General features: G+C 44.6%; 12 protein-coding genes. 5 read left to right on the top strand and 7 right to left on the bottom strand.

Annotation, left to right across the window (positions count from 1 at the left end):
- Nucleotides 1-4 precede the first annotated feature (4 nt).
- The 4 genes from ACX0G7_RS15865 (at nucleotide 5) to bshC (ending at nucleotide 6,337) form a co-directional block, all read left to right on the top strand.
- A complete protein-coding gene (locus tag ACX0G7_RS15865; protein WP_458924482.1) occupies nucleotides 5-2,461 on the top strand; it encodes a glutaminase domain-containing protein in 2,457 nt (818 codons plus the stop codon).
- Nucleotides 2,462-2,466: 5 nt separating this feature from the next.
- Entirely contained in the window at nucleotides 2,467-3,717 is a 1,251-nt protein-coding gene (locus ACX0G7_RS15860) for an NAD(P)/FAD-dependent oxidoreductase (protein WP_458924481.1), read from the top strand.
- A 95-nt stretch (nucleotides 3,718-3,812) separates the two neighbouring features.
- Entirely contained in the window at nucleotides 3,813-4,646 is an 834-nt protein-coding gene (locus tag ACX0G7_RS15855; protein WP_458924480.1) for a strictosidine synthase family protein, read from the top strand.
- Between the two features lie 11 nt (nucleotides 4,647-4,657).
- Nucleotides 4,658-6,337 (top strand): bacillithiol biosynthesis cysteine-adding enzyme BshC, encoded by a 1,680-nt coding sequence (gene bshC, locus ACX0G7_RS15850; RefSeq protein ID WP_458924479.1) that lies wholly within the window; start codon nucleotides 4,658-4,660, stop codon nucleotides 6,335-6,337.
- 25 nt (nucleotides 6,338-6,362) lie between these two features.
- Here bshC and ACX0G7_RS15845 read toward each other — a convergent pair whose 3' ends face one another.
- From ACX0G7_RS15845 to ACX0G7_RS15820, 6 genes are all read right to left on the bottom strand, one after another.
- On the bottom strand, nucleotides 6,363-7,238 hold the full coding sequence (locus ACX0G7_RS15845) for a DUF6929 family protein (RefSeq protein WP_458924478.1): 876 nt from the start codon (nucleotides 7,236-7,238) through the stop codon (nucleotides 6,363-6,365).
- A gap of 49 nt (nucleotides 7,239-7,287) precedes the next feature.
- A complete protein-coding gene (purE, locus tag ACX0G7_RS15840) occupies nucleotides 7,288-7,800 on the bottom strand; it encodes a 5-(carboxyamino)imidazole ribonucleotide mutase (RefSeq protein WP_458924477.1) in 513 nt (170 codons plus the stop codon).
- Nucleotides 7,801-7,857: 57 nt separating this feature from the next.
- Nucleotides 7,858-9,174, bottom strand: a complete 1,317-nt coding sequence (locus tag ACX0G7_RS15835) for a TolC family protein (RefSeq protein ID WP_458924476.1) — start codon at nucleotides 9,172-9,174, stop codon at nucleotides 7,858-7,860.
- Nucleotides 9,175-9,185: 11 nt separating this feature from the next.
- Nucleotides 9,186-12,275: an efflux RND transporter permease subunit gene (locus ACX0G7_RS15830; RefSeq protein WP_458924475.1), complete on the bottom strand. Its 3,090-nt coding sequence runs from the start codon at nucleotides 12,273-12,275 to the stop codon at nucleotides 9,186-9,188.
- A 6-nt stretch (nucleotides 12,276-12,281) separates the two neighbouring features.
- Nucleotides 12,282-13,340, bottom strand: coding sequence for an efflux RND transporter periplasmic adaptor subunit (locus tag ACX0G7_RS15825; RefSeq protein ID WP_458924474.1), 1,059 nt, complete (start codon nucleotides 13,338-13,340; stop codon nucleotides 12,282-12,284).
- Between the two features lie 85 nt (nucleotides 13,341-13,425).
- Nucleotides 13,426-14,547: a 5-(carboxyamino)imidazole ribonucleotide synthase gene (locus tag ACX0G7_RS15820; protein WP_458924473.1), complete on the bottom strand. Its 1,122-nt coding sequence runs from the start codon at nucleotides 14,545-14,547 to the stop codon at nucleotides 13,426-13,428.
- A gap of 219 nt (nucleotides 14,548-14,766) precedes the next feature.
- On the opposite strand from ACX0G7_RS15820, the gene ACX0G7_RS15815 reads away from it, so the two are divergent.
- Nucleotides 14,767-15,927, top strand: coding sequence for a L,D-transpeptidase family protein (locus ACX0G7_RS15815; RefSeq protein ID WP_458924472.1), 1,161 nt, complete (start codon nucleotides 14,767-14,769; stop codon nucleotides 15,925-15,927).
- 73 nt (nucleotides 15,928-16,000) lie between these two features.
- Here the strand turns inward: ACX0G7_RS15815 and ACX0G7_RS15810 are convergent, their stop codons facing one another.
- Complete coding sequence (locus tag ACX0G7_RS15810; RefSeq protein WP_458924471.1) at nucleotides 16,001-16,156, bottom strand: hypothetical protein; 156 nt, start codon at nucleotides 16,154-16,156, stop codon at nucleotides 16,001-16,003.
- Nucleotides 16,157-16,332 lie beyond the last annotated feature (176 nt).

Raw genomic sequence — 16,332 nt, 5'->3', positions numbered from 1 at the left:
CACGATGAAACTACTCACAGCGATTTGTATTTTTTTGTTACCCGCAGTTTTATCCGCACAGGTAACAAAAGCCCCTGCTTACCCTCTTATTACTCATGATCCGTATTTCAGTATATGGTCGTTCAGTGACTCACTCAATAAGACGCCCACGAAACACTGGACGGGAACAGAACACGCTTTATCCGGACTGATAAGGGTCGATGGCAAAACATATAACTTTCTTGGAGATCCCAGGTACGAGGCTAAGGTTCTTGTTCCGGCAGGTGAAGACAAACCTTTTGATTGTTATTATACGGAAGCCAGGCCTTCGGGCAACTGGGCCGACCGTTCTTTCAAACCAACAGCCTGGAAAAAGGGAAGGGGACCATTTTCCGATAAACCGGTTAAAGGAGGAACAAAATGGAACTCAAAAGAAATCTGGGTAAGACGGGATTTTTTGGTTGAAGACCTGGACATCGAAAAGCTGATTCTGCGGCTCAAAAATGATGATGATGTAGAAGTGTACCTCAATGGAGCGCTGGTTTATAATTGCGGTCCTTGCGTAAACAGTTCATTTGACGAGATAGACCTGGCAGACAGCATAAAGTCAAAGTTGGTAAAAGGATCAAACCTGCTCGCACTTCATTGTGTGAACACGGGCGGAGATGCCTTGCTTGATGCGGGATTCTCAAAACGAAAACTTTTAAAAACTATTACACAGGCTGTGCAGCAATCTGTGGTAGTAACGGCCACGGCTACGCGCTATAACTTTGTATGCGGGGGAGTGAACCTTGCCCTTTCATTCATCTCACCCTTATTACTGGATTCGCTGGAACTGGTCGGCCGGCCGGTTTCGTATATAGACTACACTGTAAGTTCAAACGACGGAAAAACGCACGATGTGCAGGTATATTTAGGTGCTTCATCCACTATCGCTGCAAACACACCCCGCCAAAAAATCCATATAGATCAGTACAAACTCAATAGCAGGCAGATTCTCAAAATCGGAACCGTTGAACAACCCGTTCTTCAAAAAAAGGGTGACAACCTGCGTATTGACTGGGGGTATCTGTATATGACTGTTCCGGAAGATCAGGCCATACAACAGCAAAGTGCGGGGGTTGATGAATCGATAGACAATTTTGTACTTACCGGGCGTGGTGGAACTTCAAAGAACGTTGGTGAAGGGTACAATATTATGGCCGGGAATTACTGGCAAATTCCAGGTCTTGGCAGTTCTCCGGTTTCAAAACAATTGATACTCGCTTATAATGACCGCTTGTCGGTCCAGTTTTTTGGACAGAACCTGCGTCCGTGGTGGGCAAGGGACCGCACCGTCACATTTGAAAGGATGATGCTCGATGCCGCTAATCATCACGATACCATTGTTGGTCTTTGCGACCGTTTCGACAAGCAAATGTTCGCCCAGGCTCAACAGGCCGGTGGCGATGAATACGCCAAACTCCTCGTTATGGCATACAGGCAATCCATCGCAGCTCACAAGCTGGTAAGAAGTCCTGACGGAGATATCTTATTCTTATCGAAAGAGAATTTTAGTAATGGATCGATAAACACCGTTGATGTCACCTATCCGTCTGCACCTCAGTACCTGCTTTATAATCCTGAATTGCTGAAAGGCATGTTGAACGGAATTTTTTATTACTCCGAGAGTGGTAAATGGACCAAGCCCTTTCCGGCTCATGACCTGGGAACCTACCCGATTGCCAACGGTCAGACATATCCCGAGGATATGCCGGTGGAAGAGGCGGGCAATATGATCATATTAACTGCAGCGATAACCCGGGCTTCGGGCAATATTGATTATGCAAAAAAGCACTGGCAGACCTTAACACAATGGGTTGACTTTCTCGTAAAAGATGGACTTGATCCCGCAAATCAGTTATGTACCGATGATTTTGCCGGTCATCTTGCCCGTAACGTAAACCTCTCCATGAAAGCGATTGTTGGCATTGGCTCATACGCGATGATGGCCGAGAAAGCCGGCCTGACTGATTCTGCCGCCAGGTATCGAGCCATAGCTGTTGATTATGCTAAAAGATGGATGCAGATGGCTGATGACGGCGATCATTATACGCTCGCTTTTGACAAAAAAGGAACCTGGAGCCAGAAATATAATCTTGTCTGGGATAAACTTTTAGGATTGAACCTGTTTCCGGCAGAAGTTTACCAGAAAGAGATAAAGTTTTATCTTAGTCACCAGAACGCTTATGGATTGCCGTTAGACAGCCGGCGGACATACACCAAATCTGACTGGATTTTATGGACGGCCACACTTGCCAGTGACAGCGCCGACTTCACGGCGCTGGTTAAACCCGTGTATAAATATGCCTCGGAAACCAGATCCCGTGTACCGATCAGCGACTGGCATGAGACCATCAACGGTAACCAGGTTGGGTTCCAGGCGAGGAGCGTCGTCGGAGGTTATTTTATCAAATTGCTTGCAATAAAATGGGGTAAGTAATATATATGCGAAGTCAGGTAACAATAATTGGTGGTGGAGTAATAGGGCTTTGCTGTGCGTATTATCTTCAGAAAGAAGGATACCGGATCACCGTAATTGAAAAAGGTAGTCTGACCAACGGTACCTCTTTTGGAAATGCAGGCTATATCTCACCTAGCCATATAGTTCCACTCGCATCTCCGGGCATAGTTGCAAAGGGATTGAGCTGGATGATGAGTTCATCAAGCCCGTTTTATATCAAACCAAGGCTCGATCTCGACCTGGTGAGATGGGGCCTAAGGTTTTATAAAAGCGCAAATCATAGTACGGTAGCAAGAAACACCCCACATCTCGCAAAAATTTTACTGCTCAGCCGCGAATTGACCAGCCAGATAAAAAATGATCTTGGCAATCATTTCAGGATGGAAGAAAAAGGTTGCCTGATGTTATACAAGTCAGCCCTCACCGAAAAACACGAAATCGAACTGACTCACGAGGCTGCAAGGTTCGGCATTGAAACAAAAATGCTGTCCGCCGCTGAAGTACAGGCTTTGGAACCATCGCTTGAAGTGAACGTAAAAGGCGGGGTTTTATATCCCATAGATTGCCATCTGCATCCGGGAGATTTTATGCAGACCCTGAAAGATCACCTTACCCGTCATGGCGTAAATATCATGCTGAACACAGAGGTTATTGGCTTTGAAAAAGTAGGTAACAAGGTAACCGCTGTAATCACGGACAAAGGCAAGGTGGAGACTGGTGAACTGGTGCTTGCTGCTGGATCCTGGCTACCACTGATTGCTAAAAAACTGGGAGTCCATCTTTTGCTCCAGGCGGGTAAAGGATATAGTATTACTTATGAGAACGTCGCCCGCAATCTGAATTATCCGGCCATACTGGTAGATGACAGGGTTGCTATGACACCCATGGGTGGAGATCTCAGGATGGGAGGAACTATGGAGATAAGTGGCATCAACAAAAATGTTATGCTTAAACGTGTTCAAAGTATTTTCAGAGCCGCAAAAAGTTACTATCCGAACCTGGATGTACAGTTCCCTTCACCTGACAGGATCTGGAGCGGTCTAAGACCACTTACCCCGGATGGGTTACCATATATAGGCAGACACACGAAATTTGGCAATCTTACTATTGCCGGTGGTCATGCGATGCTGGGTCTGTCCCTTGCTGCTGCTACCGGTAAGCTGGTCGAGGAAATTGTCGGGTATAAAAACACCAGCATGGACATTGTGGCCTTCGATGTTGAACGCTACAAATAGTTTATAGCCGGAATCTTTGACCGGCGTGCCCCGACAGATAAAAAAATATAAATCAACGGATGAATTGAATAACTTTAAAGCTCAACATGTTTGTTATGAAAAGTCTTTCTCTGCTTCTCAGCCTTGCGCTGATCTTTGCTCTACAGGTAAACGCCCAAAATCACCAGTTAGTTAAGCTTTGGCAAACGGATTCTGTTTTCAAGGTTCCGGAATCAGTGTTGTATGATCAGAAAAACCAGGTGCTTTATGTAACGAATATAGATGGCACCGATCCATGGGGTAAGGATGACAAAGGTTCAGTTGGTAAACTGGGTTTGGACGGGAAAGTGATCCAGGTGGAGTGGGTTAAGGGCCTTCATTCACCTAAGGGCATGGCGATACATAACGGAACACTGTATGTTGCCGATCTCCAGGAATTGGTCTCCATCGACATCAGTAAAGGGCAGATCGTAAATAGGCTCCAGGTTGAAGGTGCTACCGGCCTCAATGATGTATCCATCGATAGCAAGGGTGTGATTTACGTGACTGATTCAAAAGGAAAAAAACTTTTCCGGGTTGAGAACGGCAAGGCCGCGCTTTATATCGATCCACTTAAGGGGCCCAACGGTGTGCTTGCAAACAACAACAATCTCCTGATTGTAGATAACGGCGGACTTTATAAGATCGGAGCTGATAAATCCCTGAAATTAATTGCAGATGGAATGGAAGGCGGAACAGATGGTATCGAACATGTTCAGAATGATGAATACATTGTGTCATGCTGGGCGGGTGTTGTATATTATGTAAAACCGGATGGTAGCAAACAGGTCTTATTAGATACAAGGGAAGCGAAAAGTAACACTGCTGATATTGGTTATGATCCACAGAAGAAAATTGTATATGTTCCAACATTCTGGCGAAACAGTGTTGTGGCCTACCAGCTTAAATAACGCTCATAACCATGTTGAAATCGGAAGATTCCGTTAAAAATGGCATCGGGACGGATTTCGGTTTACCGGAGTCCTTATTTTTATCAGCTAATATGGATTGTAACTCTACTCAGATTTCATACGGGGCAAGTGGATATTTCTCGAAAATTATAGTTGACTACATTGAAGGGTCCGCAAACCTGTCAGGCTTTTACAAACACAGGGTGAATATGGAAGGGATGGCTGCCTCGATAAAGGCGAGGGAGCATTTTGCCACTGACAGGTCATTATTGGTCCAGGCACTAACAAAACAATACCAGCATATAGAAACCTCCGGTTTGGTATTGGATAACATAAAATCACTCAATTCAGCACATACTTTCACTATCTGCACCGCCCATCAACCGGTAATCTTCACAGGTACCCTGTATTTTATCTATAAAATTCTGCACGTTATTAAGCTGGCAAAGGAATGTGAGCTTAAATTCCCGGGCAAACATTTTGTACCTGTATTTTATATGGGCAGTGAAGATGCAGACCTTGAAGAGCTCGGAAAAATATACATGGATGGTGAGAAGATCATCTGGCAAACAAAACAAAAAGGAGCAGTGGGCCGGATGAAAACCACAGGGTTATCTGAGATCATTACTGCTCTTGAAGGACAGATAAGTATTCACGAGTATGGCGGTGAATTAATTAAGTTATTCAGGGATACTTATCTCAGCAGTCCCGATATACAAACAGCCACATTCCGGCTATTGAATATTCTTTTCAAAGACTATGGGCTGATCATCCTGGTTCCAGATAATGCAGACCTGAAACGTGCCATGTTACCGGTGTTTGAAGATGATCTGTTTAATCAGACGCCTTCGATCATCGTTGAGAAAACGGCCAGAAAACTTGGTGAGCATTATAAGGTTCAGGCAAATCCAAGGTCGATCAATTTGTTTTACCTGAAAGATGATATACGCGAACTTATCTCTTTCAATGGGTCTGTGTTCGAAGTAAGGCATACTGACCTGCGATTTACGGAAGAACAACTGCGCAAAGAACTGAATGATCACCCGGAAAGGTTTAGTCCTAATGTAATTTTACGCGGTCTTTTCCAGGAAACTATTCTGCCTAACATCGCATTTATTGGTGGGGGTGGTGAAACAGCCTATTGGCTTGAGTTGAAAGACTTGTTTGATCATTATCAAACACCTTTTCCAATGCTTGTGTTACGCAATTCTTTTTTGATCGTTGAAAAGAAATGGGCAGAAAAACTTAAGCATCTGGGAATTTCAACAACGGAGATTTTTCAACCGGCAGAGTTGCTTATCAACAAGCTGGTGAAAAAAAATACGGATAAACAGCTTGACCTCTCAAACGATATCTCAGCATTCCGTTCGGATTATCTGAAACTAAAAAAAGTTTCAGAGAGCATCGATCAGACCCTGGTGAAACATGTAGCAGCACTTGAAGCGCGTGCCATCAAAGCCATTGAAACGCTTGAGAAAAAGTTACTCAAAGCTGAGAAGAGAAGATTTGAAGCACAGAACAGGCAGGTAACGCAGGTTAAATCAGCTTTGTTCCCCCTTAATGGTTTGCAGGAAAGAATAGATAATTTCATTCCCTGGTATTCGAAGCATGGAAAAGCGTTTCTTGAGACAATCTATAATCATTCACTTTCCCTGGAGCAACAATTTGTAATTCTCGAAGAAAAGGGTTGAGCAAGGCAGGACGAAGTGGTATAGCCTAGTGCTTGATCCTGATCTTAAAAATTTGCGTTCCACCTTCGTGGTGATCGGCGATCATGTACAATTTGACTTTGCCTCCTTTATCCGCCTGGATACAGGTTGCCTTTATCTCTTGTCCCACCAGGTGTTTACTTATTTCAGCAAGGTCCACGATTTCATTGATCTTAACCTGCTTGCGGGCAACCTTCCTGGATGCATTTTCAACCAGGCCAAGGTATGAAGTAGGCGACGATGATTCGCCGTTACCTGAAGACCCGGTTTCGGAGATGAAGGTCAGGATCAACCAGTCATTTTCCGGGGAATAACTCATACCTGACAGCAGGATTCCTTCTGGGGTGGATTCAGGATATTTAACCGGGAGTAAACTTATTTCTTCTGTATCCTGTTTTTTCCACAGGTCTATATCAGTAACAACGAAGTTATTGTCTGTAGTACCAGCATTTCCACGATTGCCAAGAACAAGTTTACCAAGAATAATGGCAGCCGTTCTTATGTTAAGCTGATCCAGCCCAAACACTTTTAATCTTTCATCAAACTCATCGATGGTAAAATCTTCGCGGGTACGGTCATCAAGGTTCAATAATACAGCCTTGTTATGTTTGGCTTCATTTGTATCTGTACCCAATGCAAGTAGTCTTGGGATACTGTTTATTTCAACAATGGTTGCGGCTTCGAGATCTTTGTGTTCATTATTATTGTTAATGCCGTTTGATTCAAACAAAGGTATCCTGTCAACCTCTTTCCACTTCTGGGACAACACCAATATTTCGTTCGATCCCATATCCGTGAGGTAGAGGTTTTCTGCGTGGAACTGAAATCCGGAGCCACTGTTGAAGCCAGGAATATGTTTATGATCCAGAAGTTTAATTTTCATGACTTTGCTATTGCCCTTATCCTTAACCTAAAAGTTACAAAATTATTTATCAATCGAATTCGTTGCTCCAGCCATTTGCTTTCAGCGTAGCCGCCTTATTGAGCACTTCGTTTTCCAGTTGTTTTTTATATGCTTTGATCTTATCACCTGTCTCTGCATTGAAAGCGCCAATAATTGTTGCGGCAAGGATGCCCGCATTTTTAGCGCCATTCAGCGCAACTGTTGCCACAGGAATACCATTTGGCATTTGAAGTATCGAAAGAATTGAATCCCAGCCATCGATTGAATTGGATGATCTGACCGGGACACCTATCACCGGTAGTGACGTAATAGAAGCAACCATTCCTGGTAAATGAGCGGCGCCGCCTGCTCCAGCTATGATAACCTTCAGACCCCGTTCCCTGGCTCCATTGGCATAGTCGAATAACCGTGACGGGGTGCGGTGCGCCGATACGACAGTCAGTTCATAAGCTATCCCGAATTCTTTCAGAATTTCCGCCGCCGGCTGCATTACCGGAAGGTCACTGTCGCTGCCCATTATTATTCCAACCAGAATATTCATTCCCAAATATTAGGAATGCAAAGAAAGGACAAAAAAAACAAATGCTGTGTTATCAATCTATCTGACCAGGTCCCCTTTCAACCGGAGTAGTTCAGTTTCTGCGAGTTTAGTGTTATATCGCGCGGCAATTAACCTGTTGGCTGCCGTGGCAAGGCTTATCTGGGCTTCCCGCAATTCTATATAACTGGCAACACCCTGCCTGAACCTGGCAAAGGCTATGTTTACGTTTTCGCGGGCCAGGTTGATATTTTCTTCCTCCAGCGCCAGTGCCTGCTTTTGATATTCGTAATCCTTGAACGTATTGCTCAGATCCACGTCGATTAAACTTTTTTGATTATCGTACGACAGTTGCTGATAACGGACATCAATCTGTGCTATTCTGAGATTACGTTTAACTATAAAATTATTTAGTATGGGAATTGAGGCTCCAAACCCGTAGTTGAAACCGTTATTCTGGCTAAAAAGAGGGGTGAATGGATTTACAACCGCCTTATTGTTGAGCCGGGAATAGTTATAAGCGCTGTTGAACGTTATCACCGGCCAGCGTTCGCCTTTTCGTTCTTTAACCGTAAGATTAGCGACATCAATATTTTTCCTCAAAGCAAGCAAAAACGGGTTTGTTTCTACGAGGTTTTCGCTTAATGCCCCATATTGAAGGTCCAGATTCAGCGGAATACTGTCTGAAACGACATAATTGGTCGACTTTATTGGCTGACCCATAACCTGGTTCAGGCTTTCGGTGAGCTGCACAATCAACGTACGTTGCTGCAGCTGCGCGGCCTTATATGCATTCAGATCCACCTTTGCCTGTAACAACTCAGGTTTACTACCCAATCCAACTGAAAGTTTTTTGTCCGCAAGCTTAACCCTCTCTTCACTGATTGTCATCTGTTCTTCAACTGCTTTGAGCTGTTGTTTTGACTGAACAACGTTATAGTAGTTGTTTATTACCGCTGAAACAGTGTTACCAATTTGGTTTTTTACATTATAACTTCCCAGTTGAACAAGTTCTTCAATCTTTTTCCTGGTGGCGAACATCCTCAGACCATCAAAAAGTACCCAACTAAGTCCAAGTGACGATGTCAGGTTGCTTGACTTGGCATTATCCAGCTCCCGTTTGCTGCCGTCAGCAAGCTGTTGTCTTTGATTATTCTGGTTCCAGACTTTATTAACATTTGCATTTAACGTTGGGAGAAAGGCACCCCAGGCAAGTTCATTATCGGTACCATAAACTGAAGAGTCGGTCCTCACGAGCTGGATATCAAAGTTGTTTTTCAGTGCTATGGCTATAGCCTCTTCAAGTGTAAGTTGTTCCTGCGCATAAATAAGCCCGGAAAAAATAAGTAAACAAAACAGCATTAACAATCTTCGCATATTCATATTATTTAAGCCCGGCGAGCGGCGGCTTCATCCATTAATTCCAGTTCGTTCTTTTGTTTTTTGCGCGAAAGGAAAGAGTACATTGCCGGGATTACATAGAGAGTAAGTATCAGTGAAAACATTATACCACCTACAATAACAATTCCCAGGGGTATACGGCTGGTAGCCGCGGCACCAAGAGAAAGCGCAATCGGCAAAGCTCCCAATGCCATTGCAAGGCTGGTCATGAGGATAGGTCGCATACGCGCTGTGGCTGCGACAATAACTGCTTCGGTTTTGTTGAGTCCTGCCGCCCTTTTCTGATTTGCAAATTCGACGATAAGGATACCGTTTTTTGTAACCAGTCCAATCAACATGATCATGCCGATCTGTGAAAATATATTGAGCGTCTGTCCGAATATCCAGAGCGATAAAACGGCGCCTGCTATTGCCAGCGGCACGGTTAACATGATCACAAACGGGTCGATAAAACTTTCAAACTGTGCTGCAAGTACAAGAAAGATCAGGCCGATAGCCAGGATGAAGGCAAATGCAGTATTACCGGAACTTTCTGCATAGTCACGCGAAGCGCCGGAAAGTGAGGTTGCAAATGATTCATCCATCAATCTTGAAGCGATGGCCTGCATTTCGGCGATACCATCACCCAGTGTTTTCCCCGGCGCAAGCCCCGCAGAAACTGTTGCAGATTTATACCGGTTGAAATGGTAAAGGGTAGGAGGGGTAGTTTGCTCAGTAATGCTAACCAGGTTATCCATGGAAATGATCTCACCACGGTTGTTACGGACATAAATGTTTTTGAGATCGGTGGGATCATCCCTTTCGCTCCTGGCAACCTGGCCCATCACCTGGTATTGTTTACCATCCTTAATAAAATATCCAAGTCTACGATTGCTCAGAGCAAGCTGCAGCGTTTGCGAAACATCACCAACACTTACACCAAGCTCACTGGCCTTCAACCTGTCGATAACGATATTCAGCTCAGGTTTGTTGAATTTAAGATCAACATCAACACCCTGGAAAACCGGGCTTTTATTTGCCTCTTCCAGGAATTTTGGAATCACTTCCCTGATCTTATCAAAATTGTTATTCTGGATCACGAAGGCCACGGGCAACCCACCGCGACGGTTTACAGATATTGTTTGTTCCTGTATAGCAAAGGCCCTGCCTTCCTGGAATTTTGGCAGATTCCTGTTGATCATGTCGACCAGTTCCTGTTGGGATTTGTCGCGGTCCTTTGGATCGACCAGGCTAACACGCACCATTCCCGTATTTACTGAACCACCACCAAAACCCGGGGCGGTCAGCGAGAGAACTGTGCGACGGCCTTCGATCGAATCGATCATCAATTGCGATAATTTATCGACATAGGCATCCATATAATCGAAAGAGGTGCCCTCCGGAGCAGTAACCTGCAGCCTGAACTGGCTCCGGTCTTCCATCGGGGCAAGTTCTGAAGGGATGTCTTTGCCGATAAAATAGATAATTCCAAAACAGCCGAGCACTATCACGATTGCCACCCATCTTCCTTTCATAAATACCTTCAATGAATTATGGTAGCCATTTTCCATCCCTTTAAAGAATGGTTCAGTAACGCGATAAAACCAGCCATGTTTGTGTGTTTTACCTGTAAGTTTAACGTTCAGGACAGGGGTGAGGGTTAATGAAACGAAGGCTGAGATCAATACAGCGCCCGCCACCACTATGCCAAATTCGCGGAACAGACGTCCCACGAAGCCTTCCAGGAAAATGATCGGGAGAAATATTACTGCCAGGGTAATCGAGGTTGCAATGACCGCAAAATAGATCTCTTTAGAGCCCTCCCGCGCCGCTTCCCATTTATTCATTCCCTCTTCCATCTTTTTGTAGATGTTTTCTGTCACAACGATACCATCATCCACCACCAGGCCGGTTGCCAGTACAATACCGAGCAGGGAAAGCACATTAATGGTGAATCCGCTTATATACATAATAAAGAAGGCCCCCACAAGTGCGACCGGGATATCGATCAAAGGCCTCACGGCAATGAGCCAGTCGCGAAAGAACAGGTAGATGATCAGTACCACCAATATGATCGAAATCAGGAGCGTTTCTTCAACTTCGGATATGGCGCGCTTGATAAATTTGGTCTGGTCAAGCGCAATGTTGAGCTTTATATCTTCCGGAATATCTTTTTTCAATTGCTCGAGACGGCGGTAAAACTCGTCCGAGATGGCAACGTAGTTTGAACCGGGTTGAGGTACCAGCGCCATACCTATCATAGGTATCTGGCTTTCCTTAAGCATCGTTTCTTCATTCTCAGGACCCAGGACCACGCTCGCAATATTCTTCAACCTGATGTCACTGCCATTCAGGGTTTTGATTATTATCTCTGCAAATTCCTCCTCAGTGCTCAGTCTTCCAAATGTGCGGACAGTGAGTTCAGTGGCGTTTCCGGCTATTTTACCGGAAGGAAGCTCTACGTTTTCGCGCTGCAATGCGTCTGCAACATCGTTCATCGTTAACTGGTATGCGCTGAGCCGGGATGGATCGAACCAGATACGCATTGCGTACCGTTTTTCCCCCCAGATCTGGATGCTACTTACACCGGGGATAGTTTGCAATCTTTCTACCAAAACATTATTAGCATATTCGGTGATCTGCAATTGGTTGCGGGTGTTGCTCTGTACAGTCATTGAAATAATGGCATCGGAGCTGGCATCCGCTTTAGAAATGACCGGCGGGGCATCCAGGTCATCAGGTAAGCTTCTTACAGCTTGAGATACTTTATCCCGCACATCATTTGCAGCTGCTTCAAGGTCGATGCTAAGATCAAATTCGACATTGATATTACTGTTGCCCTGGCTGCTGGATGACGTGATGTTCTTAATACCGGCAATACCATTGATTGCTTTTTCCAGGGGTTCCGTTATCTGTGATTCAATAATATCAGCGTTTGCGCCGGCATAAGATGTCCTCACATTCACATTCGGAGGATCAATAGCGGGGTAATCCCGCACCCCGAGGAATGTGAAACCGATGATACCGAACAACACAATGGCAATGTTCAACACGGTGGCGAGCACGGGCCGCCTCAAACTCAGTTCAGATATATTCATGATCGGTTATTGAACTTTGGTTAACGTGATTTTGCTATTTGGTCTGATGGCAAGTAAACCTGTGGTAATGACTGTATCTCCTGCCTGTAACCCTTCGACTATCTGCACATAACTAGAGTCGCGGATCCCGGTGACAACCGGTACGAATTTAGCGGTACCGCCGTTGAAGAGCACGGCGTTTTTATTTCTTGCCTGTGGAATAATGGCCTGTGTGGGTACAATCAGCGCGCGATCATTTTTACCCATCTGCAAAGATATTTTCGCAAAGTTACCAGGTACCAGTCCGGGATTGTTTCCTTTGACCAATGCTCTCACCCTCAAAGTCCGCGTCGTTGCTTCAATGCTGGTCTCAGTGGCAATTACCGTTGATGAGAATTTACCGCTTGCACCTGAAACAGTAAAATAAACCACCTGGCCTTTCTGCATATTGTCCGAATACTTTTCAGGAATAGTAAATTCAAGTTTCAATTCCTTTACCTGGCGTATGCTGGTGATAATGTCAGCAGGTGTGATATATGCTCCGAGGCTTATATTCTTCAGACCAATTCTTCCATCATAAGGTGCGCGGATTTCTGTTTTTGCGATATTTACACGGATCAGTTCGATATCCGCTTTAAGATTGCTGACCTCCAGTTCGCTCAGATCATATTCCTGTTGGCTGATACCATTTATGGTCAATAACTCCTTCTGGCGTTCGGCGGTCTTCGTTGTAATTTCCAGTTGCACCTGTAATTTTCTCAGCTGTGCCTGCAAATCGCCGTCGAAAAGTTTAGCAAGCAGGAATCCTTTCTTAACAGCATTTCCTTCCGGAATGTTTAGTTGTACGAGTCTTCCGGATATCTCTGACCGGATCTGAGTTTCTTCAAAAGGTAACAGGTTACCCGGAACCTCTATATTTTCACTTAAAGACCTTTCTTTAACAATAAATCCCTGGGCCTGGATCACTGGATTTCCCCTGGGTCCCCCCGGTCCTGCGGCAGGTTTCTCGGATTTTTCTTCTTTACATGATATCAGGGCTACGGACAAAACAAAAACATAAAAACATCGAAACGACTTATATAACATTGGAGCTATTTGAACGGGCGGTAAATGTAATATATTATGACGCTTACTATTGCAAAAGCTCGCGGGCATGATCAGTATAAATGTTTCAGGATTTGATTTTTAATGCCGTTTTAATTCTGTTCGCTTTGTGAATAAGTTCCTGTTTTTCACGACTCAGGATGGTAACATGGCCCATTTTTCTGCCTGGCCTGGTTTCGGGTTTCCCATAAATATGAACGAATACATTGTCCATTTGAAGTACTTCATCCAAACCTTCATACACGGCCGGACCGCTGTGTGATTCTTCACCAAGGAGGTTCACTATCGCCGCCGGCAGGATGTGTGCGGTATTGCCGAGTGGATAACCGAGGATAACCCGCCATAACATGTCGAACTGCGAGCTGTAATTTGCTTCAATCGTATGATGCCCGCTATTATGTACCCTTGGTGCAGTTTCATTGACAAACACATCGCCAGACTTATCAATAAATAATTCCACGGCAAAGATGCCGGGACTATTCAGGCCCTTAACCACCGCCAGGGCGATTGCCTCGATTCTCCATAGAGTTTGTTTTGGAATATCTGCGGGACTTATCTGGTAATCCAGGAGGTTTAGTCTTTGATTGAAAACCATATCAACGGCGGGATACAATGCAGTCTGGCCCTTCTCATTGATGGCAATTATCTGGGCGATCTCCTGCTGAATGTTCACCATCTTCTCGAGCACGCCGGGTTGATCAAATCCAAGGTCGGCTTCGCTGTTGGTGCGGATCACCTGTACGCCGCGGCCGTCATAACCACCTTGTCCAACTTTATGAACCGCGGGAAAAAGATGCTGGTGATGACGGATTTCGTCCTTGTTCTGGGTTACTGCAAAAGCCGCAGTGGGAATCTGGTTATCGCGATAGAATTCTTTCTGAACAATTTTGTTTGTGATGATCCTCAGTGCCGCGGGTTTCGGAAATATCCTGACCCCTTCTGCTTCCAACTTTTCGAGGGCGTCGATGTTGACTGATTCTATTTCAATGGTAAGGGCATCAACCTTCTTACCAAAAGCATAAACGTCTTCAAAATTTTTGATATCCCCCTGTACGAAATGGTGACAAAGATGTGCAGCCGGCGCTCCCGGGTCATTCTCCATGAGATAGGTCTCTACGGGATAATTTGCCGCTGCCTGCAATAACATTCGTCCGAGCTGACCTCCACCTAAAATTCCGACTTTTTGCATGGCGCAAATATATATTGCCGATTTTTGATTTTCAACGTTAATTGCGTTGCAACAATGGTTGGAAATTAACATTTCTACAGGGATGTTAATAAATCCATGACCTTTGCCATTGAATCTTTGCCTTAATTTTGAAGCGGTTACGATTTTCTTCTCCCACAGGGGGAAAAATCAACAATTATCAACAAACTATAACGTTCTATTCCGGTGCATAACAGACCAATGCGAATTCTTGTTTTCATACTAATCATTGCCGGTTCCGTGGCAACCGTTAAGGGCCAGACATCTGTGGCCAGTTTTGCATTTATTGATTACCAGAAATCATTTCCGAGAATCAGCGACGCGTTAAAGCGGAAACAGGACACCCTGATGAAGCAGTTCCGCGAGAAAGGTTTGGAATGGCCCGCAAAGTATCTTTATATCAGGTCCTTTAAGTATGATTCTAATCTTGAAGTCTGGGTGAAGTCAGAGAAAAACGAGCAGTACAAATTATTTAAGAACTACCGCGTTTGTGCATTGGCGGGAACACTTGGTCCCAAGCGCCTGAAGGGTGATTACCAGGTGCCTGAAGGGTTTTATTATATCAACGAGTTTAAACCAAACAGTAACTATCATCTGGCCCTTGGCTTAAACTATCCTAACTTTTCCGACCGATTGCTTAGTGATTCAATTGAACCCGGTGGTGATATCTATATACATGGCAGTTGTGTAACCACTGGTTGTATCCCGGTTACCAATCCACAGATAGAGGAGTTGTACATACTTGCTGCCTGGGCCAAAAGCCAGGGGCAGGATTTCATTCCTGTTCATGTATTCCCGATAAACTTCACTAATCAGCGCAGTAGCACCTACCTCGCCAAATACCTGAAAGATTTTCCTGAATATGCGCCGATGGTGGAGGAACTGCGCCATGCACATGCCTATTTCGATGCCACAAAAAAGTTGCCTTTGATCATGGTTGATGGTAAAGGTGGTTATGTTGTGGAGGGAGAGATACCCAAGGTTGAAAAACCCGAGATCAAGAAAAAGATCATCAAGGAGAGAAAGATGTTCAACGAGGAACTTTTGCCAAAGTTGGTGGATCGGTTACCGATCTATCCCGGCGGAAATGAGAAGTTTCAGTCTTTCATTGAAAATGTCAGCAAAGAATTATCATCTTACCTGTTAAATGATCAGCAGCGTGCTTATATTATGCTTGAGTTTGTAATAGATGAGAACGGAAAACCCGGTTACTCGAGGGTGATAAAGGGCGGCAATGATGACCTGAATGAAAAGCTGGAAGAGTTATTCGATAAAATGTCTGATTGGGATCCCGCCATACGCCTTGACAAGAGGGTGCCGGTCAAGCTCAAACAATCGATAGTAGTCGAGAAGAAACCATGAGTCCATATCTTATGATTCCTGTACCAAAAACTCATAACTTACTCATCACCCATCACTCATCAATCATAACTCCTTAAACGATATCCATCGCTTTCACGAAGAAGGTAAGCTGGAAAGGTAAAATCATGGTAAGCCATTCCCAACCTGTTGCAATGGCGAAAATGAGAGCTACAGTCGAAACAATAAATCCTATCCAGTAAATCCCCTTAGATTTTTTAGCAGTAGTCATCTTAATAAATAAGTTTCGGCAAAAATAGCCGGAAAGATGAATAATTCACAAAATTCAGCCGACTTTCTCTGGTAACCCGGATATTTATTCGGTGTTAAACCTAATCCAGGTAACGGCGACCTGCATTCGGGCTCATCTGATTTGTCACTTCCTGCCGCAGGATAGGTTCATTAAGG

The organism is Flavitalea antarctica, assembly GCF_054461535.1.
Note: the sequence above shows the minus strand (reverse complement) of the source record. Positions and strands in the feature narration are given on the sequence as shown.

Bases quoted from the DNA above. Each gene is read 5' to 3' on its own strand.
- ACX0G7_RS15865 (WP_458924482.1), top strand. From the start codon at position 5: ATGAAACTACTCACAGCGATTTGTATTTTTTTGTTACCCGCAGTTTTA.
- ACX0G7_RS15860 (WP_458924481.1), top strand. From the start codon at position 2,467: ATGCGAAGTCAGGTAACAATAATTGGTGGTGGAGTAATAGGGCTTTGC.
- ACX0G7_RS15855 (WP_458924480.1), top strand. From the start codon at position 3,813: ATGAAAAGTCTTTCTCTGCTTCTCAGCCTTGCGCTGATCTTTGCTCTA.
- bshC (WP_458924479.1), top strand. From the start codon at position 4,658: ATGTTGAAATCGGAAGATTCCGTTAAAAATGGCATCGGGACGGATTTC.
- ACX0G7_RS15845 (WP_458924478.1), bottom strand. From the start codon at position 7,238: ATGAAAATTAAACTTCTGGATCATAAACATATTCCTGGCTTCAACAGT.
- purE (WP_458924477.1), bottom strand. From the start codon at position 7,800: ATGAATATTCTGGTTGGAATAATAATGGGCAGCGACAGTGACCTTCCG.
- ACX0G7_RS15835 (WP_458924476.1), bottom strand. From the start codon at position 9,174: ATGCGAAGATTGTTAATGCTGTTTTGTTTACTTATTTTTTCCGGGCTT.
- ACX0G7_RS15830 (WP_458924475.1), bottom strand. From the start codon at position 12,275: ATGAATATATCTGAACTGAGTTTGAGGCGGCCCGTGCTCGCCACCGTG.
- ACX0G7_RS15825 (WP_458924474.1), bottom strand. From the start codon at position 13,340: ATGTTATATAAGTCGTTTCGATGTTTTTATGTTTTTGTTTTGTCCGTA.
- ACX0G7_RS15820 (WP_458924473.1), bottom strand. From the start codon at position 14,547: ATGCAAAAAGTCGGAATTTTAGGTGGAGGTCAGCTCGGACGAATGTTA.
- ACX0G7_RS15815 (WP_458924472.1), top strand. From the start codon at position 14,767: ATGCGAATTCTTGTTTTCATACTAATCATTGCCGGTTCCGTGGCAACC.
- ACX0G7_RS15810 (WP_458924471.1), bottom strand. From the start codon at position 16,156: ATGACTACTGCTAAAAAATCTAAGGGGATTTACTGGATAGGATTTATT.